The organism is Nocardia sp. NPDC052112 (assembly GCF_040680135.1).
GTDB lineage: Bacteria > Actinomycetota > Actinomycetes > Mycobacteriales > Mycobacteriaceae > Nocardia.
In genome coordinates, this window is sequence record NZ_JBFAWD010000023.1 from 112026 (window position 1) to 135584 (window position 23559).

Below are 23559 nucleotides of genomic sequence, written 5' to 3' on the forward strand. Positions count from 1 at the left end.
ACTCGGCATCGGGCCCGGGTTCGGCCATCCCCGAGCACCGAATTGGGGATAACAACGCGGCTGTGGATAACTATTCGGTGATGGAACGAACCTGCTGTTCGTATTCGGCGCGGGTTTCGGCGTCGACCGGGTGTAGGGCGCGGTCGCCGTCGAAGAGTTTGCGTATCAGGCGGACTGCGCGTTCCGGAGCGGCGGCGAGGGCTATGTCGATGGGGCCCAAGTAGTTCGGGACGGCTACTTCGGCCTTGCGGGTTTCGCAGGTATGCAGGATGGCCGCGGCGACGTCTTCGGGGTCGACGGTTGGCATGCCCTTGCCGAGGGTCAGGCCGGAGGAGAGGCGGGTGCGAACGGCCGAGGGCATGACGCAGCTGACACTGACACCCTGCGGCGCGAACTCCAAACGTGTTGGACAGGCCTACGGCGGCGAATTTGCTGGCGTTGTAGACGGCGAGACCGGCGACGGGGATCTTGCCCGCGAGCGAGGCGACATTGACGACGTGTCCGCGACGGCGCTCGATCATGCCGGGCACCACGGCGCGCATGCCGTGGATGAGGCCCCAGACGTTGATATCGATGGTGGCGTGGCCGACCGCATCGGGCTCGTCGAGAAACGCGCCCGCGGGCATGACACCGGCGTTGTTGACGAGTACGTCCACCGCGCCGAAGTCGGCAACCACCTTGTCCCATTGGTCGCGGGCACGAACGTCGAGTTCATAGGCACGGGCACCGATCGCGGCAGCGGCGGATTCCGCTGCGGCCGTGTCGACATCGGCAATGGCGATATCGGCGCCCTTGTCCGCGAACAGGTCCGCGGTCGACTGTCCGATGCCGCGACCAGCGCCGGTGATCAGCACCCGCGCGCCCTTCAGGTCGATCTCCGGATAACCGTGACCGAGGATATTCATGCGAAAACTCCTTGCTCCAGCGCTTGTCGGGTGCTGCGCAGACTGTGTTCGAACGTTTCGAGGCGGCGGCGACCGTCCATGAAATTCGGGCCCATCACCGCGAGATCGGCTGCGGTGGCACCGATCACGAGCACGCGCGTACCTGCCGCTCGCAACATCGCGACCTCGGCCGCGAGCTGGGTGCTCATGCGATTGCGCAGCTGCCGCTCCAGGAAGTGACCGGGACCGGTCGCGGGAACAGCTGCGACGGAGGCCATCGGTGCGAGCACCAGCACCTCGTCGAGTTGTTGTGCGGCAAGCAGATCCACCGATGCGGTCGATCCGGCACCACCGTCGATGAAGCGGCGGCCGGCGATCGATACCGGCGGGAACCAACCGGGTACCGCCCACGACGCTCGCAGCGCCTCGCCCAGGATCGCGGGCGGTGCGGCGGGCGATCCGAACGGAACCCGTTCTCCCGTCGCATAATCCATGCTCACCAGCCAGGTGGCGGGATGAGATACCCAGGAGCGGCCGGGGTTCAGGCGCTCGGCCAGGTTCTGCAGCCAGCTCGCATCACCACCGCCGATCGGCAGCAGGCCACTGCCCGCGGTGAGCAACCGCTGTCCGGTCGCGGGCGCACGCAGGCCCAATGCCAGCTCACCCAGCCGCGGCCGGGGCAGCGGCGGGAATCGTCCGGGCTCGGCACGCATATGCGCGAGGAGAATCGGATTCGTCGAGGTACCGCGCTGCATCGCGACGAGTCCATCCACGCCGATACCGCTGCCGAGCAGGGTGACCGTCTCGGCACCCGCCGACGTGCCGAGCAGTACATCCGCCTCGCGCGGATCCCAGTCCAGCACCTCGCGGGCGGCGTCCAGCGCGGCGACGATCCAGGCGAATCCGAGCGTGCCGCCGCAGCCGATGGCCAGGCCGCGCCGTTGCGACCGGTTTTTGTTACCCATGGTTTCAAACACTAGCAGAATTCAAATACCTTCGGTATCCGAAATCCGACGGTACGTAGAATCAGCGGTATGGCACGTCTGACCCGGTCCGAGAGTCAGGCCCGCACCAGGGCCGATCTGATCGCGACCGCACGCGACCTCTTCCTGGCCGAGGGCTATGCGAAAACCAGTCTGGAACGGGTCGCGGAGGAGGCCGGGTACTCGAAGGGCGCGGTCTACTCGAATTTCCGCACCAAGAAGGAGCTGTGTCTGGAGGTACTCGGGCTGATCCACTCGACGAAGTTCGGCGAGGTGGCCGACCTGATCGCGGCGGGCGAGACACTCGACGATCAGTTGGCGCGATTCCACGAATGGGCCGAGCACACCATCGGTGATGTCGGCTGGACGATGCTCGAATTCGAATTCGCGACAGTCGCCCGCGACGATCCGGAACTGCAGGCCGCACTGGTCTCCAGCCTCGCCATGATGCGCGGTGCCGTCGCGGCGCAGGTGCAGACGCTTTCGGACACGATCGGAATCCCATTGCCGATGCCCGCCGAGGATGCCGCGACCGCGATCCTGAGCATGGGTATCGGACTCGGCATGCAGCGCGCCGTCGATCCGTCGATTCCGGTTCGGCTGATCACCGATGCGGTACGACTGCTCGTGACCATGGGCGATGGACCGCTGCGCGCGATGAGCTCGGACCTCACGCCGTGAAGTGCAATGTCCATTCGCCGCGGAAGTGCAGCCGGGTGACACTGCCCGGCGGAATGTCGATCCGCCAGAACGATTTCGGCGGCGCGTCCAGGGTCACCAGCAGCGCCGCGCGGATCACCGCCGGATGGGTCACCGCGATGGTGGACATACCTTCGGAAGCGATTTCGGCCATCCAGTACCTGGTCCGTTCGACCACATCGGTCACCGATTCGCCACCGTGACCACGGAACTGCGGGTCGGTCAGCCAGGCGTACAGCTCATCCTGTGGCACCGACATCAGTTCACCGCCGCGCCACGCGCCGGCATCCAGATCGCGCAGCCGGGTGTCCTCCTCGCCCGGAAGTCCCATCAGCGCAGCCGTTTCCACGGTCCGACGTTCGGGTCCGGTGAGCACCCGAGCCGCGGTCAGGCGGCCGCCCGCCACGATTGCTCGGCGACCGGCCTCGGTCAGCGATTCGTCTACTGGAAAACGTGCCTTTCGCATCGCCTCGGTCATGCCATGGCTGACCAGGTCGAGTCTGAGCACCTTTTGCACGGTTGGAAGCGTACGGCGCGACACTGGCGGCCGTACTTCGATTGCCACCCCTTCGCTCGGCCCTCGAGTCATTTGCCGGACTCGAGGTATTTCGGCCGCCGCCGCTGGTTGTCGGTGCTCGGGTGCACACTGATGCCATGGCCCAGTTCTCCACCGCGACCCAGGAGTGGTTCGACGGCGCGTTTCCCGCGCCGACATCCGCTCAGTTGGGCGCATGGCAGGCCATTGCCGCAGGCGAGCACACCTTGGTCGTCGCGCCGACCGGTTCGGGCAAGACGCTGTCGGCCTTCCTGTGGGCCATCGATCAACTCGCGACCCGACCAAAGCCCGAGGGCAAGGTCGGCACCTCGGTGCTCTATGTGTCACCGCTGAAGGCGTTGGCGGTGGACGTCGAGCGGAATCTGCGCGCGCCGCTGGTCGGGGTCACCCAGACCGCCAGGCGGCTCGGCCTGGACCCGCCGACGATCACCGTCGGTGTGCGTTCCGGCGATACCAGTGCGGCGGACCGGCGATCGATGCAGCGGACACCGCCCGACATTCTGATCACCACGCCCGAATCGCTGTTCCTGATGCTCACTTCGGCCGCCCGGGAGACGATGAGCAATATCGGCACGGTGATCGTGGACGAGGTGCATGCCATCGCGGGCGGTAAGCGCGGTGCGCATCTGGCGCTGTCGCTGGCCCGGTTGGATCTGCTGACCGAGCGGCCGGCGCAGCGGATCGGGCTCTCGGCGACGGTGCGGCCGCCCGAGGAGGTCGGGCGGTTCCTGGTGGGGAATGCGCCGATCACGATCGTTTCGCCGCCCGCACCGAAGACCTTCGACTTGTCTGTGCGCGTGCCGATCGCGGATATGACCGAGCCGGGCGATTCCGATCAGCCCGGATCGATCTGGCCGCATGTGGACGAGGCGATCGTGGATCTGGTGCTGGAGCACCGGTCTTCGATCGTCTTCGCGAATTCGCGCAGGTTGGCCGAGCGGCTGACCGCGCGGCTCAACGAGGCGTATGCGGCTCGGTTGGGCGAGGCCGTCGACACCGTGTCCGATTCGCCGGGCGCGGGGCCCTCGGTGGTTACGCAAACTGCCTCCTCCGGGCCGAACGCGCGCGGCGGGCACAAACCGCCCGCCCAACTCGGTGCGTCGACCGAAGTGATCCATGGCGCCGATCCGCTGCTGGCCCGCGCACACCACGGTTCGGTGAGCAAGGAGCAGCGCGCGCTGATCGAGGACGATCTCAAGAGCGGACGGCTGCGCTGCGTGGTTGCCACCAGCAGTCTCGAACTCGGAATCGATATGGGCGCGGTGGATTTGGTGGTGCAGGTGGAGGCGCCACCGTCGGTGGCGAGTGGGTTGCAGCGGGTCGGGCGGGCCGGACACCAGGTCGGTGAGATCTCGCGCGGGGTGCTGTTCCCGAAGCATCGCACCGATGTCATCCACTGTGCGGTCGCCGCACAGCGGATGACGGCCGGGCAGATCGAGGCGCTGGAAGTTCCCGCGCACCCCTTGGACATCCTGGCCCAGCAGACCGTCGCGGCCTGCGCGCTCGAGCCCATCGATGTCGATGCCTGGTTCGACACTGTGCGCGGCACCGGCAATTACGCATCGCTGCCCAGGTCGGCATATGAATCGGTACTCGATCTGCTCGCCGGTCGCTATCCGTCGGACGAATTCGCCGAATTGCGGCCCCGGCTGGTCTGGGACCGCGACGCGGGCACGCTCACCGGTCGCCCCGGTGCTCAGCGCCTGGCGGTGACCTCGGGTGGCGCGATACCGGACCGCGGTCTGTTCGCGGTCTATATGGTGGGCGAAAAGGCCTCGCGGGTGGGCGAACTCGATGAGGAGATGGTGTACGAGTCGCGCGTCGGCGATGTATTCGCCCTCGGCGCAACCAGCTGGCGCATCGAGGAGATCACCTTCGATCGGGTGCTGGTCACCCCCGCGTTCGGACAGCCGGGACGGTTGCCGTTCTGGCATGGTGACGGACTCGGCCGCCCCGCCGAACTCGGTGCGGCGCTGGGTGAATTCATACGCAAGCTGGGTGGACGCAAGGCCGGTGCGCATTCGCCGCAGGATTTCGACCCGAAGGCCGACGGAAAGAAAACGGCCGCGGCGGATCCGGCGTTCGCCGCACTCGTGCGTGGGGCTGTCCTCGACGACAATGCCACCGCGAATCTGGTGACCCTGCTCGATGAACAACGCACTGCCACGGGACAATTGCCCACCGATAAGACCCTGATGGTCGAGCGGTTCCGCGACGAACTCGGCGATTGGCGGCTGGTTTTGCATTCGCCGTACGGCCTGCCGGTCCATGCGCCGTGGGCATTGGCGATCGGTGCCCGGCTACGCGAGCGATTCGGGGTGGATGTCGCGCCGAATGCCTCCGACGACGGAATTGTGGTGCGACTGCCCGACACCACCGACGATCCGCCCGGTGCCGAGCTCTTCGTCTTCGAACCCGATGAGATCGACGATATCGTCACCGAACAGGTCGGTGGATCGGCACTGTTCGCATCGCGATTCCGGGAGTGCGCGGCGCGGGCGCTGCTGCTGCCCCGACGCGATCCGGGTAAGCGTGCGCCGCTGTGGCAGCAGCGGCAGCGTTCGGCGCAATTGCTCGATGTGGCGCGGAAGTTTCCGGACTTTCCGATCTTGTTGGAGACGGTGCGCGAATGTCTGCGCGACGTTTACGATCTGCCCTCGCTACGCGAGCTGCTCGGACGGGTGGCACGCCGCCAGGTGCGATTGGTAGAGGTCGAGACCGCGACACCGTCACCGTTCGCCAATTCGCTGCTGTTCGACTACATCGGGCAGTTCATGTACGACGGGGACAGTCCGCTGGCCGAACGTCGGGCCGCGGCGCTGTCACTCGATTCGAGTCTGCTCGCCGAACTGCTCGGGCGGGTGGAGCTGCGGGAGCTGCTGGACGCCACCGTCATCGAGCAGACCGAGCGGGAATTGCAGCGGCTGACACCCGAACGTTCGGCGCGGGATGCGGAAGGGTTGGCCGATCTACTGCGGCTGCTCGGACCACTCACGGCCGAGGAAGCCGAACAGCGATGCGTCGATGCCACAGCGGTTCGACCCGATACGGCAAAGCCCGTGGAGCGGACCGGTGATCCGGCGGAATGGTTCGCCGACTTGGTGAAGTCGAAGCGCGCACTCGAGGTCACCTTCGCCGGACGAACCTGGTGGGTCGCGGTGGAGGATGCCGCACGCCTGCGCGACGCGCTCGGCGTACCGCTCCCGATCGGCACCCCGGCCGCATTCATCGAACCGGTCGCCGATCCACTCGGCGACCTGGTCGGGCGCTATGCCCGCACGCACGGACCGTTCACTACCGAAGCCGTGGCCGCCCGTTTCGGACTCGGTACCGCGGTCGCCGCGACGGCTCTGCATCGACTGGTCACGGAAAAGCGTGTGGTAGAGGGGGAATTCACACCCGCGGCCAGTGGCTCGGAATGGTGCGACAGCCAGGTGCTGCGCCGATTGCGCCGCCGGTCGCTCGCGGCCGCACGGCACGAGGTGGAACCGGTAGCGACCGCCGCCTTCGGTCGCTTCCTGCCGTCCTGGCAGCACATCGGCACCGGTGAATTGCGCGGCGTCGACGGGGTCGCGGCGGTGGTGGAACAGCTTGCGGGAGTGCCGATTCCCGCTTCCGCATGGGAATCGCTGGTATTGCCCGCGCGGGTGCGCGATTACTCCCCTGCCATGTTGGACGAGTTGATGGCCACCGGTGAGGTCATGTGGTCCGGGCACGGCGCCATTACCGCCAAGGACGGCTGGATCGCGCTGCACCTGGCTGATCAGGCGCCGTTCACGCTGACGCCTGCCGACGAGATCGAACTGTCCGAGGTGCACCTGCGCCTGCTCAGCGCGTTGGGCGCATCGATCGCTCCATGGACGCCGCTCGGAGCCGATACCGAGGCACCGCCCGGCGCGGGAGCAGAGCAGGTTGTATCGCTGGACGATGATGCGGCACAGGATATTTCCGCGATTCCCGGCATTTCCACCACAGCCAACGCCGCCGGGCCACTGCGGCTTCCGCCGGTCCTGCACGGCGGCGGCGCGTACTTCTTCCGGCAACTCTCCGATACCACCGGACTTCTCGACGACACCGCAGTCGCGAACGCACTGTGGGAGCTCGTTTGGGCAGGCGTGGTTTCCGGTGACACCTTCGCTCCCGTCCGCGCACTGCTGTCGGGGACCGCACGGACCACAACCGCCCATCGCACACCGCGGCGCGCGCCACGCGGACGGGCTTACCTGCCACGACCGAATATGCCGACCAGATCCGGACCACCCGCCGTCGCGGGCCGCTGGTCCCTGCTGCCGGATCGGGTGGCCGACAATACCCTGCGCGCCCACGCCACGGCGGACACCCTGCTCGAGCGGTACGGCGTACTGACCCGCGGCTCGGTGCAGAACGAGGGTGTGCCGGGCGGATTCGCGCTCATGTACCGTGTGCTCACCGAATTCGAGGATCGCGGTCGTTGCCGCCGTGGCTATTTCATCGATTCGCTGGGCGGCGCACAGTTCTCCACTACCGATGTGGTGGACCGACTGCGTTCCTTCGACACCGAACGCCTCCGCCCCGACACCGGCGGAAGACGCCGCAGCGCCGCATTCGCCATAGCGGCGAGCGATCCCGCGAATCCCTACGGCGCGGCGCTGCCCTGGCCGAAGGGTCCTTCCGAAGGCGCGGGCCACCGCCCCGGACGCAAGGCTGGCGCCATCGTCGTACTCGTCGACGGCGAACTCGCGCTCTATCTGGAGCGCGGCGGAAAAACGCTGCTCACCTTCACCGAGGATCCGAACGTCCGCCAGGCCGCGGCCACCGCCCTGGCCGATCTGGTGCGGGACCGCCGCGTCGACGCACTGGTGATCGACCGCGTCGACGGAGAAACCGTGCACGGCAACACCTTCGCCGGTTTCCTCACCGAGGCCGGATTCTCCGCAACCCCACGCGGCCTCCGTTTGCGGAGCAAGCCGTGACCCGGCGACGAACCCGCACACGGCTACCGCTACGGCAACGCGGCACGCGCAGCGATGACCACTCAGACACTGCGAAGCCAGAACCGCGCGACAACAACCACGCACACAGCCAAGCCACAACCACACGACAACAACCACGCACGCAACCAAGCCACAACCACGACCGCGCGACAACACCACGCACACAAGCCAAACCACACGACGACGGCCACGCACACAAGCCAAACCACAACCACACGACGACAGCCACGCGCACACCGCGAAGCCGGAATCGCGCGGGGATGCGCGCACTCGCACGGCGGAGCCGACGTTGACCCCGGCCCGAATCAACCTAGGGTCGAGCCATGCCGGAAGGTGACACCGTATTCCTGACCGCGGCCAGACTGCGGCTCGCGCTGGAAGGGAAAACGCTGATCCGCAGCGATTTCCGGGTGCCGCGCTATGCCACGGTCGATCTGGTGGGGCAGCGGGTCGAGGGCGTCGGGAGCTATGGCAAGCATCTGTTCGTCCGAACCGACGAGGTCAGCGTGCACACCCATTTGAAGATGGAGGGCGAATGGCGGACCTACTGCGCCGGTGAACGGTGGACGCGGCCGCCGGTGACCGCCCGGCTGGTGCTCGGCACCGATGACACCGAGGCGGTCGGCTTTTCGCTCGGCACCGTCGAGGTGCTGCGACGCGCGGACGAGCACACCGCCACCGACCATCTCGGCCCGGATCTGCTCGGCGCGAACTGGGATGTGACCGAGGCGGTGCGACGGCTGGCGCGGTATCCGGCCCAACCGATCGGCCTCGCCCTGCTCGACCAGCGCAACCTGGCCGGTATCGGCAATATCTACCGTAGCGAAATCTGCTTCCTGCGCCGGGTGCACCCGGCCACCCCGGTCGGCGACGTCCCCGACCTGCTCGCCCTCGTGCACGAGGCCCATCGCGTACTCACCAAAGCCGCCACCGAACCACCGTGGCGGCCACTGGCCTATGGCCGCGCCCGCCGCCCGTGCCAGCGTTGCGGCACCCGCATGGTCGTCCATCTGCTCGGCGAAACCGAACCCCAACCCGGCCGCACGGTCCGGAACACCCAGTCCGACCGGATCACCCAGCGCGAACGCGGCATCTACTTCTGCCCCCGCTGCCAGCCCGAACCCGCCTGATGACCCGCTGATTGCCCTTCAGTTGCTAACACTTGTCCACTCTTGCGCGACTAGCTATCGGGAGCACGAGTAAGCAGGTAGGAGCTGGCAAGAGTGATGGCACTTGGCACCGGAACGCGACGTCTCATCGCGATTGCCAGTCGACTACTCGCCGCCTTCCTCGCCCTCGCCGCCACCGCGGTCTTCAGTTATCTACTCCTGCATGCCCTTTCCCCCACCGGCGATCCGAGCACCCCGAATCCACCACCACCAACCACCTCGAATAGTCGCCAGTATTCCGAACTAACTAGACCGGTCGTCATAGTTCACGTACCGTGAGGGCGTGGCACCTCGCACCGACTCCCGCCAACGCTTCATCGACGCCGCGGCCGACCTCTTCCACACCCAGGGCTATCACGCCACCGGCCTGAATCAACTCGTCAGCGCGGGCGGCGCACCCAAGGGTTCGCTGTACTTCCACTTCCCCGGCGGTAAGGAGCAACTAGCCGCCGAGGCCCTCACCCAATCGAGCAGGCAACTGCGCGACCGACTCGACACGGTCCTCGCCGATGGCGGCGATATCGCCACCGTCTTCGACATCCTCACCGCGCTGCTCGTCGAATCCGATTTCGAGCGCGGCTGCCCGATCGCGACCATCGCGCTCGACGCGGCACGTGAGAGCGAACCGATCAGGCAGGCATGCGTCACCGGTTTCGAATCCTGGCGCGAGTCGATCGAAAAGTATCTGCGCGACAAGCGAATCGGCCGCGAGCGGGCGACCGAACTGTCCACGGTCGCGCTGGCCACGATCGAGGGCGCCCTACTGATCGCGAAGACCACCCGTGATGTCGCGCCGCTGCGCGCGGTCGCCGCCCACCTGCATACCACCTTCGAACGGGAGCTGTCCTGATGCGTGTGCACCACCTCGATTGCGGCACCATGCGCCCACTCGGCGGCCGACTCTTCGACGGCACCGGCAGCATCTTCCGCCGCGCCGAAATGGTATGCCACTGCCTGCTTCTCGAACTCGACTCCGGACTCGTACTGGTGGAGACCGGCATCGGCGAGCAGGCGGTGCATCGGCCCGAAGAATGGCTCGGCCGCCGCTTCGTCCGACTCACCAATCCGGTCCTCGATCTCGCACAGACCGCGGTGCGCCAGGTCGAAGCGCTGGGTTACCGCCGCGAGGACGTGCGCGATATCGTGCTCACCCATCTCGACCTCGACCATGCGGGCGGTCTCGCCGACTTCCCGCACGCGCGGGTGCATGTATACGCCGAGGAACTGCGTGCCCTACAGGGCGGGCATACACCCGAAGAACGCTTGCGCTACAAAGAACCTCAGTTCCGGCACGGTCCGCACTGGGAGTCTTATGCGGATACCGGCGACAGCTGGTTCGGTTTCGACGCCGTGCACGAATTGACCGGTCTGCCACCGGAAATCCTGATCATCCCGCTCGCCGGGCATACCCGCGGTCATGCGGGCGTCGCCGTCGATACCGGCAACGGCTGGCTGCTGTCCGCGGGCGACTCCTACTACCACCCCGGCGTCCTCGCCCCGGTGCGTCCGCGACAACCGCTCGGCACAGCCATGTTCGAGAAGAATGTGCAGACACTTCCCGCCGCCCGCATCGGGAATCAGCAGCGGTTGCGCGAACTGGTGCGCGACCATGGCAACGAGGTCACGGTGTTCTCCGCGCACAGTTCGATCGAATTCCACGCCATGGAGCAGATCGGCGTTTAAGCCAAACCCTTGACGGCCCAAGCACTCACGATTAACTTGCGGAATGTAAGTTAACCTAGGGAGTGCAATGTGAACGATCCGCGGCGGTACGTGGTCATCGGGGGCGGACTGGCCGGGCTCGCATCCGCGGTTTGGTTGGCCGAGGCGGGTAAGCAGGTCACCCTGCTCGAACGCCGCGGCCGACTCGGCGGCCGGACGCATGCGATGAAAGTCGAAGCGGCCGACGATCTTCCCGATAATGGCCAGCATGTGATCGCCAGCGGTTACGACCATCTGTTCCGCTACCTGACCAGCGTCGGCACCCGCGAGTTCGTCGCCTTTCCCCAGGGCGGCACACTGCGCTGGCCGGGCGGACGTAGCACCTCCGTAGTCACGAAGGGTTGGGGGGCATGGCGCACCCTTTTCGGCGCGCATCCGGATATGAGCCTGCTCGATCGACTGCGCGCGGCCCGTGCCACGGTTCGGCTGGGCTGGCAGAGCCTGCACCAGCCCGCCGATCTCGCCGACCTCACCACCGAACAGTGGTTCAACCGAGTCGGTATGCCCGCCGCGGCGCGAGAAGCTTTGTGGGACTGGCTCGCTCTCGGTCTCGCGGCCGAGCCCGTGCAGCAGGAATCGGCCAAGATTCTCGCCGATTTGCTGGCCACCGGTATCCGGCTCGGGATCGAACACCGCAGGGCGGTCACCATCGGCTACCCGACGACCGACCTCGATACGCTCTATATCACCGGAGCCGAACGGGTTTTCGAGAAGTACGGCGTCGAGGTCCGACATCGTGCGGTGGCTCGTCGCATCAATATCGACAATGACGCGGTGACCGGGGTGGTGCTCGCCGACGGCTCGGTTGTCCCTGCCGATGCCGTCGTCTGCGCGGTACCGAATTCGAATATCGGCGGACTGCTCGACGACCTGCCCGAACATCCCGAAATCTACGCCGCCGCGGATAAATTGGGTTACACACCGATCGTCAGCACCAACCTATACCTGGACCGACCGCTCGGCACCAAGGCCGAATTCGAGGCGCTGATCGGCGGCACCGGCATCATCGACGAGGTCTTCGACCGGCAGCGGATGACCGGACGCAGCACCGACCGGGCCTGGCTGTACTGCCTGACCACCAGCGGTGCGTACGAACAGATCCACAAGACCAACCAGCAGATCATCGACGAGCAGATGCGGCTGCTGCGCCGCTACTACCCCGCCGCCGAGAACGCGAAAGTCGTTCAGGGACACGTGGTCCGGATGCCGAAAGCGACCTTCTCCCAGGTGGTCGGCACACACGGCCTGCGCCCGGATCAGCGCACCTCGGTACCGACACTGGTGCTGGCCGGTGACTGGACCGCGACCGACTGGTCGGCCACCATGGAGAGCGCCGTGCAGAGCGCCGCCAAGGCGGTGGACCTGCTGCTTGCGCTACCGTCGTTGCCGTGAACACGGAGCGCTCGACGTCCGAGCAGCCCACTGCGAAGTCCTGCCCCACACCCAAGCGCCGCATGTCCGCGGCCGACCGGCGCGCACAGCTACTCGACGTGGCGCGCGATATCGTCGCCGCCGACGGCTTCGGCGCGGTGAGTATCGATCGGGTCGCGCGCGAGGGCGAGGTCGCACGGGCACTGGTGTATCAGCAGTTCACCGACCTGTCCGGGCTGATGACCGCGCTGTTGGATCGCGAATCGGCCATCGCGCTCGCCGGTATCGGCAGCGTCGACTGGGCGGGCACCGATGACGATGTGGATCAGGTCGGCCGCGGCATCCTCGCCTATCTGCATGCCGCGCCGACCAGTTGGCGGATCATCCTCAGCCCGCCCGACGGCGGACCGCCGGATCTGCGCGAACGGCTCGAACTCGGCCGGGCTTATGCGCGGGCGATCGGCGCGCGGCATCTGTCGCGCTATGCCGGGGTCACCGTCGATCCCGATGGCGCTACCGAGCGAATCATGCTCGCGGCGTTGGAGGAATTGACTCGGCTGCATCTGGCCGATCCGCAGCAGTACCCGGATGAACTGGTACTGCGCTACATTCGGTCGCTCATGGCCTGGGCCACCCAGGTCGAAACTCCGAAAAAGGAGCACTGAACAGCGGTTTCAGCGTCATCACGAAATTCTCACGGACACCTTGGTTTTCTTGTCCCAACGCGGGAACAGCCCGCGCGAAAGAGAGGAAAACCATGAAGATCCGCTCCGCGATCACCGCCGGAATGTTCGCCCTCGGTGCCGTCGCCGCGGGCGCCGGTGTCGCCTCGGCCGCGCCCGCCCCGATGCACACGGAGTTCATCGGCAACTACGCGACCTATGAGGCCTGCGCCGCCGACGGGAACTCGCCCAAGACCGGTGGCACCCAGTGGGAGTGCCGCGAGGTTCCCGGCGGCTGGGATCTGTACACCTACTGAGTACTCGGACACCAGTCTGCGCACCAGATGTGAAATACCTTATTCTCTGACCTCGTGCGAGTGCTGGTGATCGAGGACGACGAGGGGCTCGGCTTGGAAGTCGCCGCGGGACTACGCTCGGCCGGTTTCGCGGTGGACCTCGCCCCCTCGCTCGCGGATGCCGATTTCAAGATTTCCGTCAATGGTTACGACGTGCTCGTCGTGGATCGCGGCCTGCCTGATGGCGACGGACTGCAGTTGGTCGCGGCGCACCGCGCGCGGGGTCAGCGGGTGCCGGTCCTGATGCTCACCGCCCGCGACGCACTTGTCGACCGCATCGCCGGATTCGAGCACGGCGCCGACGACTACCTCGTCAAACCATTCGCACTGCCGGAACTCGCCGCGCGGGTGCGTGCGCTGTCGCGGCGGCGCGAATATCCGGCACCGGCCCGGATCGTCCTCGGCGATATCGATATCGACCTGCCGCGTCGCCGGGTGCAGCGCGCGGGCATTCTGCGCTCGCTGACGCCGAAGGAATTCGCCGTACTCGAACTGCTCGCCACCCGCGCGGGCAGCGTCGTCTCGCGTTCGGAGCTCATCGAATGCTGCTGGGACGAAATGGCCGAACCCGCATCGAATGTCGTCGACGCGGTCGTTGCGCAGTTGCGCCGCAAACTCGGCGCGCCGCCGGTGATCGAGACCGTACGCGGCACCGGTTTCCTGATCGGAAGTGACTCATTCGCACCGTGATTTCCACGGCGGATGCCCGCCCCGCCGTGGCCCGTCTCCGCCGCACCCGCTGGCTGCTCACCGCCCTGATCACCGCCATCACCGCGACCTGTCTGATCATTCTCGGCATCGTCGCGGCGACCATCGATGCCCGCTCGCGGGAGGCCGCGCTCGACGATTCGCTCGATCGGGTGGTGAGCGGACTCTTTCGCGCCGTCGACCTGCCCGAGGGCGAGGAAACCATCGATATCAGCCAGCTCGAGAACGACGCGCTCGCCAATGGCGAGGTCGCGGTGGTGGTGGTCAGCGCGCCCGGAAATGGCAAGTGGCAGGAGGATTTCGCGCATCTGCGCTCCTGGCTGCCCAAGGACGACGGCGTCGCGGGACTCGCCGATGACGCCGACCTGGCCGGAGAGACCATCTTCCGCGACGGATACGACGGTGCGGGTCGTCCGGTCCGTATCGCGGCGACACCCATCACCTGGGAGGACTCCGAGACCAAGGCGGTGGTCATCGCGGGCACGAATCCCGGTGCGTTCGACCGTGATCGAGCGCTGCTGATCTGGGGTCTCGTCGTCGGCGGGCTCGCGCTGGTCGCGCTGTCCGCGGTGGCCGGACATCTGCTCTCGGGCCGGAGTATGCGGCAGGCGATTGTGCTGCTCGAAGAGCAGGAGCGTTTCCTCGGCGATGCCGCACACGAATTGCGTACGCCGCTCACGACTCTCGGGTTGGTCACCGCGCCGCGGCGGCGCAATCCGCACGAGGTCGAGCGCGCATTGGCCGATGCCAGTGCATTGGGCGGTCGGATGGAGCGGATCGTCGCGGGATTGTTGGCGCGTGCGCGCATGCAGGCGGGCGTCACTACCATGGAGAAGGTGCAGCTGCTGCTCGATCAGCTCACCGAATCCGTGGTCGAGGAATTCGCACAGGCCGATATCGTGCTGCAGGCCAATCCCACTGTGGTGGTCGGTGATCCGAATCTGCTGAGCCTCGCGGTGCGCAATCTCATCGAGAATGCGATCACGCACGGGGCGGTCAATCGGGGTGCGCCCGTCGAGGTGCATGTGGCCGATGGCCGGGTCAGTGTGCGTGACCACGGCGCGGGTTTGCATCCGCAGCTGTCGAGCAGTCCGTTCGGGCGCGGGGTGACCGGCGGACGGGGCAGCGGGATCGGGCTCGCGCTGGTGGCGTGGATCGCCGAATTGCACGGCGGCACCGCGACAATGGAACCGGCCACCGGTGGCGGCACGATCGCATCGATCGTGCTGCCGCCGCCGGCTCTCGACTAGACCTCAGCTGTCCAATGGAACCGGTTCCAGGATTTCCGGGCGCGGTTCGGGGGCGGCGATGCGCAGGGCATCGGCGGATGGGTCGTCCGGCTGAGTCTGGGAGCGGACCTCCGCATCGACTCGGGCCTGATAAGTGCCCACCTCCCAGTCGATTTCGCCCTCGTCCCAGCCGAGTACGGGTGCGACCAACCGGGCCACCTGTTCGGCGCAGTTCACGCCGCGGTGCGAATATTCGATGGAGATCCTGGTCCGGCGGGCCAGAATGTCCTCCAGATGCAGCGCGCCCTCCGCCGCGGCCGCGTAGACGGCCTCCACTTGCAGATACGATGGTGCGTCCATAATCGGTTGCAGCAGTTCGGGTTTGCCGTCGGCCATGGTCATCACCTCGTCGATGAGCGAACCGTATCGATCGAGCAGATGCTTGATCCGGTACGGATGCACGCCGTATGTCTCGGCGAGGTGGACGGTCTGATTGATCAGCGCGAAGTAGCCGTCGGCACCGAGCAGCGGCACCTTCTCCGTGATGGACGGTGAGACACGCGCCGGAATGTCCTGTGCCGCTTCGTCGACCGCGTCATAGGCCATCACCCGGTACGTGGTGTACTTGCCGCCCGCGATCCCGACAAGTCCGGGCGCGACCCGCGCGACGGCGTGCTCGCGCGAAAGCTTGGAGGTCGAATCACTTTCGCCCGCGAGCAGCGGCCGCAGGCCCGCGTACACGCCGTCGATATCGGCGGGTGTGAGCGGAGTGACCAGCACTTGGTTGACCCGGTTCAGCAGATAGTCGATATCGGCCCTGGTCGCCGCCGGATGGGCGAGATCCAGATTCCAGTCCGTATCGGTGGTGCCGATGATCCAGTGCGCACCCCACGGGATGACGAACAGCACGGAGGTCGCGGTGCGCAGGATGATCGCGGCGTCGCTGACGATGCGGTCGCGCGGCACCACAACGTGCACACCCTTGGATGCGCGCACATGGAAGCGGCCGCGATTATGCGAGAGCGCCTGGACCTCGTCGGTCCACACACCGGTCGCGTTGATCACCACATGCGCGCGGATTTCGCCGGTGCGGCCGTCCTCGCTGTCGCGCACCTTCACCCCGACGAACCGGTCCGCCTCGCGCAGGAACCCGACGACCTGGGTAGATGTGCGGATAACCGCGCCGTAGTGCGCGGCGGTGCGAGCGACGGTCATGGTGTGGCGGGCGTCGTCGACGACCGTGTCGTAGTAGCTGACGCCGCCGACCAGCGCGTCGCGGCGCAGTCCGGGCGCCAGCCGCAGTGCGCCGTGCCGGGATAGATGTTGTTGGCCGGGAACGGATTTCGCGCCGCCCATGGTGTCGTAGAGCACCAGTCCGGCGGCCACGTACGGGCGTTCCCAGCCGCGGCGGGTCAGTGGGTAGAGGAACCGCAGCGGCTTCACCAAGTGGGGCGCGAGGGTGGCCAGCGACAATTCGCGCTCTCGCAATGCCTCGCGCACCAGTCCGAATTCCAGTTGCTCCAGATAGCGCAGTCCGCCGTGGAACATCTTCGACGACCGGCTGGAGGTGCCGGAGGCGAGATCACGGGCCTCGACCAGTGCGACCTTCAACCCGCGCGTGGCCGCGTCGAGCGCGATTCCCGAACCGACCACGCCGCCCCCGACGACGACCACGTCGAAGTGGTCCTTACCGAAGCGCTCCCATGCCGTCGCACGTTGCTCGGGACCGAGGAACTGCGATTCCGGTTTGTTGGTCATGCGCGACTCCTCCAGCCGGCGTCGGGTATAGACGACGTTTGTGGTCTTTCGGGCACACGATCGAGCTGCTCAGGGGGTCCTGTTGTACAGGCTAAGGGAGTCGGCGACGATCCCGTGTCGGGGCCGATGCCGTGTCGCCCGCGGCCATATAAGCAGCGCTACTCGTCGGTAACCGATAACGACACTAGTCCGACAGCCGGCCGGTCGCGATGTGATGCGCGGCGTGCTTCGCGTCCGGCATCGTGCACGCTTTTCGCGAGCCGGGTTCGCGCCGACCTCCGGACGCACAAGTCTTCGACGTACAGTCGGGCTTGGTTGTCGCGGATGATCGTCGTCGCATGCTTGTGTGCCCAATCGGTGCGCGCATCCCGTATCTTCGCGTGTACCTTGGCGACTCGTATTCGGGCTTCGGCGCGGTTGTTCGATCCTTTCTGTTTTCGCGCCAACACTGGTTGCGCGTTGCGAAGACGGCGTTCGCGCGCATCCGAACGCCCTGGCCAACGCGACTTGTTACCCCGGGCTCGGGGTGATCCGGTAGTTGTACCGCAACCACACACCCACACCATATCCTCGGCCTATCACCGAATACGGTGATATTCGCACAGGCAAACACCTTTTTTTCATGCCCTATGTGCTGTTTGTTTATCACCCGGCCCAGGGCGCGCTCGACCCCTTGGCGGCCTCCGTGCGACCTGCACCACGCCCTGACACGCAGGGTTCCGCCCCGCACCCGGTAGCCTGCACAAATGCGTCGCTATGTGGCCGCCATTGATCAGGGCACGACCTCGAGTCGGTGCATCATCTTCGACCGGCAGGGCCGCGTCGTCGGTATCGCACAGCGCGAGCACGAGCAGATCTTCCCGCGGCCGGGCTGGGTCGAACACGATCCGGAAACCATTTGGCGCAATACCGAATTCGTACTCGGCGAGGTGCTGCGGAGCACCGGAATCGCCGCCGACGAGATCAACGCGGTCGGCGTCACCAATCAGCGCGAAACGACCGTGGTGTGGGATCGGGCCAGCGGCAAGCCGATTCATCATGCGATCGTCTGGCAGGACACCCGCACCGACCGCCTGGTCACCGAATTGGGCGGTGAATTCGGCGCGACGCGCTATCAGGACCGCACCGGTCTGCCGCTGTCCACCTACTTCGCCGGCCCGAAACTGCGGTGGATTCTCGACAATGTCGAGGGTGCGCGTGCCAGGGCCGAGGCCGGTGAGCTGTGTTTCGGCACCATCGATAGCTGGGTGCTGTGGAATCTCACCGGTCAGCACATCACCGATGTGACCAATGCGTCGCGCACCATGCTGATGGATCTGCGTACGCTGCAATGGGATTCGCGGATCTGCGCGGAATTCGGGGTACCGCAGTCGATGCTGCCGCAGATCCGCAGCTCATCGGAGATCTACGCGGAGATCGGCTCCGGCCCATTGGCGGGCATACCTGTCGCGGGCATTCTCGGCGACCAGCAGGCCGCGACCTTCGGCCAGGCCTGTCTGTCGCCCGGCGAAGCGAAGAACACCTATGGCACCGGCAATTTCATGCTGCTGAATACCGGAACCACACCGGTATTCAGCAAGCACGGACTGCTCACCACGGTCTGCTACCAACTCGGCGGCGAGGCTGCGGTTTACGCGCTGGAGGGCTCCATCGCGGTGACCGGCTCACTGGTGCAATGGTTCCGGGACAATCTCGGCATCATTTCCGCCGCCGAAGAGATCGAACCGCTGGCGCGCAGCGTCGAGGACAATGGCGGCGCCTACATTGTCCCCGCGTTCTCCGGCCTCTTCGCGCCGCGCTGGCGCCCGGATGCCCGCGGCGTCATCGCGGGCCTGACCCGTTTCGTCAACAAGGCGCATCTGGCGCGGGCAGTATTGGAGTCCACCGCATTCCAGACGCGCGAGGTCATGGATGCGATGCGTGCCGACGCCGAATCCCAGCAGCTGCGGCTGGAACTGACCACGCTCAAGGTCGATGGCGGAATGGTCGGCAACGATCTGCTCATGCAGTTCCAGTCCGACATCCTCGATGTGCCGGTGGTGCGCCCGGTCGTCAACGAAACCACCGCACTGGGTGCGGCCTATGCCGCCGGGCTCGCCGTCGGGCTGTGGGAGAGCACCGATGACATCCGCGCCAACTGGGCCGCGGATAAGACCTGGCAGCCCGCCATGTCGGACACGGACCGCGCAACCCACCTCGCCGCCTGGAACAAGGCCGTGGAGCGCACCTACAACTGGGTGGGCTCCCCCGCCTGAGTGGCTCTCAGCCGCTCGGCAGCACCGGCCATCCGGTCTACCGCCGTTTCCAGCGTCGACGGCTCGAATGTCGTGAAGCACATGCGCATCGAGTGGCTGTAGTCGGTGTCGACGGCGAAGGCCGAGCCGGGGACGAAGGCGACGCCGTGCTGTAGCGCTCGGGGCAGCAGCCGATCGGTGTCGGTGCCGTCGGTGAAATCGGCCCATACGAACATGCCACCGGCGGCGTCGGTGCAGCTGACGCGGTCGCCGAAGCGAGTGCGCACGGCATGCACGAGCGCCTTGGCGCGGTCGCCGTATGCGGCGCGAACAGTGTCGACGTGGCCGGTCAGCCAGGTTTCATCGGTGAGCAGGTCGGCGGCGATCTGGTGGGTCAGCGCCGAACCGCACAGATCCGCACCTTGTTTCAGCAATTCGACCGCGCGGCAGATCCGCTCCTGCGCCACCATCCAGCCGACCCGCAGCGCGGGCGCGAGGATCTTCGAGGCACTGGAGAGCCGAATCACATTGCGGGAGTAGGTGGCCACGGGATCGGGCGAGGGCCGGTCGAACCAGAGCTCACCGTACGGATCGTCCTCGATCACCCAGAAGCCGTAGGTATCGGCGAGTTCGGCCAACTCACGACGCCGTGGTGGACTCATGGTGACGCCACCCGGATTGTGGAAATTGCTCACCGTATGCACGATCACGGGACGCTCACCGCGTGCCAGCAGCTCTTTCAGCGCGTCCAGCCGCATGCCCTCGGAGTCCAACGGCACCGCGACAATTCGGGCCCCGGCCGCCCGGAACACCTGCAGCGCGCCGACATACGCCGGATCCTCGACAACAACCAGCGCGCCCGGATCCAGCAACACCTCGGCGAGCAGGGAAAGCGCCTGCTGCGAACCATGGGTCACGAACACCTCGTCGAGCCCCACCGCGCGGCCGAGCTTCGCCGACTCCCGCTGCCGCAGCACATCGCGCAACGGAGCCCACCCGGGCGACTCGGTGTACTGCAACACCGCGGAACCCCGCAGCGCCGCATCGGCCGCCGCGGCGAGCCGTTCCCTCGGCATCAACTCCGCATCCGGTAAACCACCCGCGAGGCTGATCACCTCGTCACGCGCGGTCAGCTTGAGCAGGTCACGAATCGCCGAGCTCTTCAGGCCGCCCAGCTTGGCCGCGAGCGGTGGATTGGTCGGCGACATGGAAAACCTCCGAGGGGACGCCACGGTGCGCGAAATCCCACTCGCTCCCCCGGGATGCTGCCGGTCGTTGCGTGCGTGCGATTGTCTCATCGCGGGCTGATGGTTCGGGTGCGTGCTGAGTTCTGGGCGTACCCGAAGAGTTACCCATGTGCTTGCGAAATCAGCGGCCCACGCACTCTATCATGGGATGAATTTCCGCTCTTGGTCGCGATAGAGCTCAGACACGCTCTCGGATCGCGAAGATCACGGTCTTGCCGTCCCGGACCACGGTGATGATGGTCTGCCGGTAGACATTGGTCGTACCGTCGGGCCGATGCTCGGTCAGGTCCACCTCGAAGGTGTCCGCGGCCGCCTCGGCAATCCGCAGGCAATGCGTGGTACCGACCGGGATCTGCTCATTGATGGCCTGCTGGATGACCTCCGCCGTCGACACATTCTCGGCATCCGGTGCGACGAATCTGCGCGCACGTTCACCACTGCGGTCGACGTAGAACTCGTACTGGAAGCCGAGAATCGCACCGGGGCCGCTCGAGGTGTCGCCCTGCCCGTTGCCGCGGGTCACCTTGCCGTCTTTACTCGCGGGGCAACTCAGGGCGGCGGAGGTGCTCGGCGGCGCGGGTGGCACCGCCTTCGGACCGCTGTTGTCGTCGCGGCGGACCGCGACGAAGGTCACGACCAGCGCGAGAACCACCACAATCGCGGCGAACACACCGAGGACGATCCACCGGCCGCGCGAACCATGCCGCGGAGTCGCGGTGATGGTGTCGGAGATCAGCTTCGGCGCAAGGCGTTTGGCGATCGGATCCTCGGCCCAGGACAGGCCAGACGGCTCGGACGGTGGCTTCGGTACCCCGCCGGATTCGGTGGGGCTGTTCCACCAGGTGTCGCGCTGGCCCGCGGCCGGCGCCGCATGCCGGACGGTGGCCTCGGTGGGATCCGGTTCGACCGGGGGCTCGGGTCGCCGGGTCGGTGGTGGCGGTGCATCGCCGAATACGGTCGTATCCGGCGCGCGGTACTGCGGCGGTGGCGGCGGCACCGTCGGCGGTTCGTCGGCGGGACGCCAGATCAGCTCGGGATGATCGGCGGCAGGCTCCGGCACCGACCACTGCGGCCGAACCTGCCCACCCGTCGGCGGACCGAATTCGCCGACCGGCGGGCCGAAATCGGAGACCGGCGGGCCGAAATCGTCCAACGGGGGTCCGAATTCCGACCCCGACCGGTCGGATTCGTTGTCCCTGCCATCACCCTCGGAGCCCACACCAAATCCTTTCCCCAGGACACACGTGTGGGGCGGTCGTGAACGACCGCCCCACCCGTTGAATCAGCTCGTGTCAGTACTGGAGTGACCCACCCCACTGGGTGGTGACCCCGGCAACGTTGACCGTCTGCGGAGCCAGTTCGCCTGGCGGCACCGGAAGTTTAACTTGCGCGGCGGCCTCGAGGGCAGCCGCGCCACCCGGCTGTTCGCGAATCCAGTGCTCGACGGCCGCCTTGGCCAGATTGGCCTGGGTGGTGTCGATGATGACCTCGGTCTTGTTGTCGGCCAGACCCTCACCACCGGTGTAGGAGGTGATCTTGACGCTGTTGGCGCCGATGTATTCGACCGACACACCGGCCTCACCCTGACCGGTCGGCGTGTGGTAGCCGATGGTGCCGACGTAGCCCGAGGCGTTGTTGAAGTGGTGGGTGTTGGCCACATAGCCGGGTGCCAGCGAGCCACCGTCGATATTGGCGCTGATTTCCTGATGCGGCCCGTCCATCTCGACGACGGGCGCGGCGGGGGCCTGCTGGAAGCGCGGGGCCACCCAGCGCGGCTGCTGCACCACCGTGTCGGTCTCCGGCTGCTGCGCGGTCCGGGCGTTCGGATCGCTCGGGTTGGTAGCGCCGGGCGCGGTGGTGCCGGGCTGCGCGGGCGTCGGAGCCGTGCCGGGCGCCGTCTCCGGCACCACGGCGGGCAGCGCGGGACCGGTCTGCCCCGGAACCGGCAGCGGCGCGACGCGCGGGGTGGTGACACCCGGCTGGGTCGGCTGGGACAGCTTCGGATCCTTGGGCGGATTCGGCATGATCTGGTTCGGATCCGGCGTGGTGACACCCGGCTGGCTCGGCGTCGGCGACGGTTTGGTCTCCGGCTTGCCCGGCTCCGGCTTGGTGGTCTCCGGCTGGCCCTGATCCGTCGGCGCGGTGGCGCCCGGATCGGCGGGCGCGGGTGCCGGGGTGGTCGGTGTACTCGGCTGATCCGGAACCGCCCCCGCCGGCGCCGCGAAGAGCGTGGCCACGGCCGCCGCAGTGGCCAGTGGCAACGATGTGCTCGCCATCGCCCGCTGCGCCCGACTCGGCTTACGATGTTTCACTTTTCGCAATCCCTTTCCCGTGTGCGACCGAGTGGGTCACACGCAGTTATCCCTGGTGAGACGCTTGGTCCACGAACGAAGACCGGCGAACGACCAAGCGGCCGTTCGCCGTTCCCGCTGGAAAGGATCGATCCCCCCACACAGAACCCTCGCGATCGCCCGCCGATCGCATCTCTGCGGGAAGTGAACCACATGCGCGGCGGACTGGCAACGCGATGAAAATCCAGACAAGACAGTAAGACTCGGGGCACTCGAGATCGACCGCAAATCCGGCCACCACGGAGCTGTCTTATGAGCGACGTTCGCGGCCCGTCTCACGTCCACGCCGAAGGACCCGGCCATCCAACCCAGCCGAGCCGTCGAAGCGCATGCACCGCAGCCCCGAGTCCGACGCGCACATCAGGTGCCGAACGCCCCGCCACCAGCGACCACAACGGAGCAAGTCTCACGAACGACCCGCTCGCGGCCCGTCTCGCATCCGCACCGAAGGGCGCGGCCATCCAACCCAGCCGGGTCTCGAGGCGCATGCGCCGCAACCGCGGGACAAGCCCGTCCAGCACGCGCACATCAGGTGCCGAACGCCCCACAACCAGCGACCACCACGGAGCAAGTCTCACGAACGACCCGCTCGCGGCCCGTCTCGCATCCGCACCGAAGGGCGCGGCCATCCAACCCAGCCGGGTCTCGAGGCGCATG

At 66.8% G+C, this 23559-nt stretch carries 19 protein-coding genes and 1 pseudogene; 11 read left to right on the top strand and 9 right to left on the bottom strand.

The annotated features are described in order from the left end of the window. Nucleotides 1-70: 70 nt before the first annotated feature. Both AB0L58_RS33965 and AB0L58_RS33970 read right to left on the bottom strand, forming a co-directional pair. A pseudogene (locus AB0L58_RS33965) lies at nucleotides 71-905 on the bottom strand (SDR family oxidoreductase). Beyond that, nucleotides 902-1849, bottom strand: coding sequence for a patatin-like phospholipase family protein (locus tag AB0L58_RS33970; protein ID WP_364393434.1), 948 nt, complete (start codon nucleotides 1847-1849; stop codon nucleotides 902-904). The pseudogene AB0L58_RS33965 and the gene AB0L58_RS33970 overlap by 4 nt, the downstream one beginning before the upstream one ends. A 69-nt stretch (nucleotides 1850-1918) precedes the next feature. Here AB0L58_RS33970 and AB0L58_RS33975 point away from each other — a divergent pair, with 69 nt between their 5' ends. After that, the gene (locus tag AB0L58_RS33975) at nucleotides 1919-2548 is read left to right on the top strand and encodes a TetR/AcrR family transcriptional regulator (RefSeq protein ID WP_364393436.1); all 630 of its coding nucleotides are present in this window, start codon (nucleotides 1919-1921) and stop codon (nucleotides 2546-2548) included. Here the strand turns inward: AB0L58_RS33975 and AB0L58_RS33980 are convergent. Next, nucleotides 2538-3083, bottom strand: coding sequence for a histidine phosphatase family protein (locus AB0L58_RS33980; protein WP_364393438.1), 546 nt, complete (start codon nucleotides 3081-3083; stop codon nucleotides 2538-2540). The two genes, AB0L58_RS33975 and AB0L58_RS33980, sit on opposite strands and share 11 nt — an antisense overlap. 137 nt (nucleotides 3084-3220) lie before the next feature. Between AB0L58_RS33980 and AB0L58_RS33985 the strand changes: the two genes are divergently transcribed. The 9 genes from AB0L58_RS33985 (at nucleotide 3221) to AB0L58_RS34025 (ending at nucleotide 15333) form a co-directional block, all read left to right on the top strand. Next, nucleotides 3221-8074, top strand: coding sequence for an ATP-dependent helicase (locus tag AB0L58_RS33985; RefSeq protein ID WP_364393440.1), 4854 nt, complete (start codon nucleotides 3221-3223; stop codon nucleotides 8072-8074). Between the two features lie 344 nt (nucleotides 8075-8418). Continuing rightward, nucleotides 8419-9225 (top strand): DNA-formamidopyrimidine glycosylase family protein, encoded by an 807-nt coding sequence (locus AB0L58_RS33990; RefSeq protein ID WP_364393442.1) that lies wholly within the window; start codon nucleotides 8419-8421, stop codon nucleotides 9223-9225. Nucleotides 9226-9547: 322 nt separating this feature from the next. Further along, nucleotides 9548-10114, top strand: coding sequence for a TetR/AcrR family transcriptional regulator (locus AB0L58_RS33995; RefSeq protein ID WP_364393445.1), 567 nt, complete (start codon nucleotides 9548-9550; stop codon nucleotides 10112-10114). Next, nucleotides 10114-10947, top strand: coding sequence for an MBL fold metallo-hydrolase (locus AB0L58_RS34000; protein ID WP_364393447.1), 834 nt, complete (start codon nucleotides 10114-10116; stop codon nucleotides 10945-10947). Before AB0L58_RS33995 ends, AB0L58_RS34000 begins: the two co-directional genes overlap by 1 nt. Nucleotides 10948-11016: 69 nt before the next feature. Then, a complete protein-coding gene (gene hpnE / locus AB0L58_RS34005) occupies nucleotides 11017-12378 on the top strand; it encodes a hydroxysqualene dehydroxylase HpnE (RefSeq protein WP_364393450.1) in 1362 nt (453 codons plus the stop codon). A gap of 62 nt (nucleotides 12379-12440) precedes the next feature. Continuing rightward, the gene (locus AB0L58_RS34010; RefSeq protein ID WP_364393488.1) at nucleotides 12441-13022 is read left to right on the top strand and encodes a TetR family transcriptional regulator; all 582 of its coding nucleotides are present in this window, start codon (nucleotides 12441-12443) and stop codon (nucleotides 13020-13022) included. 92 nt (nucleotides 13023-13114) lie between these two features. Continuing rightward, nucleotides 13115-13336, top strand: coding sequence for a hypothetical protein (locus tag AB0L58_RS34015; RefSeq protein ID WP_364393452.1), 222 nt, complete (start codon nucleotides 13115-13117; stop codon nucleotides 13334-13336). 54 nt (nucleotides 13337-13390) lie between these two features. Continuing rightward, complete coding sequence (locus AB0L58_RS34020) at nucleotides 13391-14065, top strand: response regulator transcription factor (protein WP_364393454.1); 675 nt, start codon at nucleotides 13391-13393, stop codon at nucleotides 14063-14065. Continuing rightward, a complete protein-coding gene (locus AB0L58_RS34025; RefSeq protein ID WP_364393457.1) occupies nucleotides 14062-15333 on the top strand; it encodes a HAMP domain-containing sensor histidine kinase in 1272 nt (423 codons plus the stop codon). The genes AB0L58_RS34020 and AB0L58_RS34025 overlap by 4 nt, the downstream gene beginning before the upstream one ends. 3 nt (nucleotides 15334-15336) lie before the next feature. On the opposite strand, the gene AB0L58_RS34030 is transcribed toward AB0L58_RS34025, so the two are convergent. Together AB0L58_RS34030 and AB0L58_RS34035 are read right to left on the bottom strand one after the other, a co-directional pair. Continuing rightward, complete coding sequence (locus tag AB0L58_RS34030; RefSeq protein WP_364393459.1) at nucleotides 15337-17070, bottom strand: glycerol-3-phosphate dehydrogenase/oxidase; 1734 nt, start codon at nucleotides 17068-17070, stop codon at nucleotides 15337-15339. 158 nt (nucleotides 17071-17228) lie between these two features. Then, nucleotides 17229-17636 (bottom strand): transposase, encoded by a 408-nt coding sequence (locus AB0L58_RS34035; RefSeq protein WP_364393461.1) that lies wholly within the window; start codon nucleotides 17634-17636, stop codon nucleotides 17229-17231. 180 nt (nucleotides 17637-17816) lie between these two features. Here AB0L58_RS34035 and glpK point away from each other — a divergent pair, with 180 nt between their 5' ends. After that, a complete protein-coding gene (gene glpK, locus AB0L58_RS34040; protein ID WP_364393463.1) occupies nucleotides 17817-19325 on the top strand; it encodes a glycerol kinase GlpK in 1509 nt (502 codons plus the stop codon). Here glpK and AB0L58_RS34045 read toward each other — a convergent pair. The 4 genes from AB0L58_RS34045 to AB0L58_RS34060 all read right to left on the bottom strand — a co-directional run. Further along, a complete protein-coding gene (locus tag AB0L58_RS34045) occupies nucleotides 19298-20512 on the bottom strand; it encodes a PLP-dependent aminotransferase family protein (protein WP_364393465.1) in 1215 nt (404 codons plus the stop codon). The two genes, glpK and AB0L58_RS34045, sit on opposite strands and share 28 nt — an antisense overlap. A gap of 217 nt (nucleotides 20513-20729) precedes the next feature. Continuing rightward, nucleotides 20730-21770, bottom strand: coding sequence for a hypothetical protein (locus AB0L58_RS34050; protein WP_364393467.1), 1041 nt, complete (start codon nucleotides 21768-21770; stop codon nucleotides 20730-20732). A 73-nt stretch (nucleotides 21771-21843) separates the two neighbouring features. Next, nucleotides 21844-22863 carry a hypothetical protein gene (locus AB0L58_RS34055; RefSeq protein WP_364393469.1) on the bottom strand — a complete coding sequence of 340 codons (1020 nt, stop codon included), beginning with the start codon at nucleotides 22861-22863 and terminating at the stop codon, nucleotides 21844-21846. A gap of 314 nt (nucleotides 22864-23177) precedes the next feature. Further along, nucleotides 23178-23559: hypothetical protein (locus AB0L58_RS34060; protein ID WP_364393471.1), on the bottom strand; the 382-nt coding region annotated here is incomplete at its 5' end.

Bases quoted from the DNA above. Each gene is read 5' to 3' on its own strand.
- AB0L58_RS33970 (WP_364393434.1), bottom strand. From the start codon at position 1,849: ATGGGTAACAAAAACCGGTCGCAACGGCGCGGCCTGGCCATCGGCTGC.
- AB0L58_RS33975 (WP_364393436.1), top strand. From the start codon at position 1,919: ATGGCACGTCTGACCCGGTCCGAGAGTCAGGCCCGCACCAGGGCCGAT.
- AB0L58_RS33985 (WP_364393440.1), top strand. From the start codon at position 3,221: ATGGCCCAGTTCTCCACCGCGACCCAGGAGTGGTTCGACGGCGCGTTT.
- AB0L58_RS33990 (WP_364393442.1), top strand. From the start codon at position 8,419: ATGCCGGAAGGTGACACCGTATTCCTGACCGCGGCCAGACTGCGGCTC.
- AB0L58_RS34000 (WP_364393447.1), top strand. From the start codon at position 10,114: ATGCGTGTGCACCACCTCGATTGCGGCACCATGCGCCCACTCGGCGGC.
- AB0L58_RS34010 (WP_364393488.1), top strand. From the start codon at position 12,441: ATGTCCGCGGCCGACCGGCGCGCACAGCTACTCGACGTGGCGCGCGAT.
- AB0L58_RS34015 (WP_364393452.1), top strand. From the start codon at position 13,115: ATGAAGATCCGCTCCGCGATCACCGCCGGAATGTTCGCCCTCGGTGCC.
- AB0L58_RS34030 (WP_364393459.1), bottom strand. From the start codon at position 17,070: ATGACCAACAAACCGGAATCGCAGTTCCTCGGTCCCGAGCAACGTGCG.
- AB0L58_RS34035 (WP_364393461.1), bottom strand. From the start codon at position 17,636: ATGGTGTGGGTGTGTGGTTGCGGTACAACTACCGGATCACCCCGAGCC.
- glpK (WP_364393463.1), top strand. From the start codon at position 17,817: ATGCGTCGCTATGTGGCCGCCATTGATCAGGGCACGACCTCGAGTCGG.
- AB0L58_RS34045 (WP_364393465.1), bottom strand. From the start codon at position 20,512: ATGTCGCCGACCAATCCACCGCTCGCGGCCAAGCTGGGCGGCCTGAAG.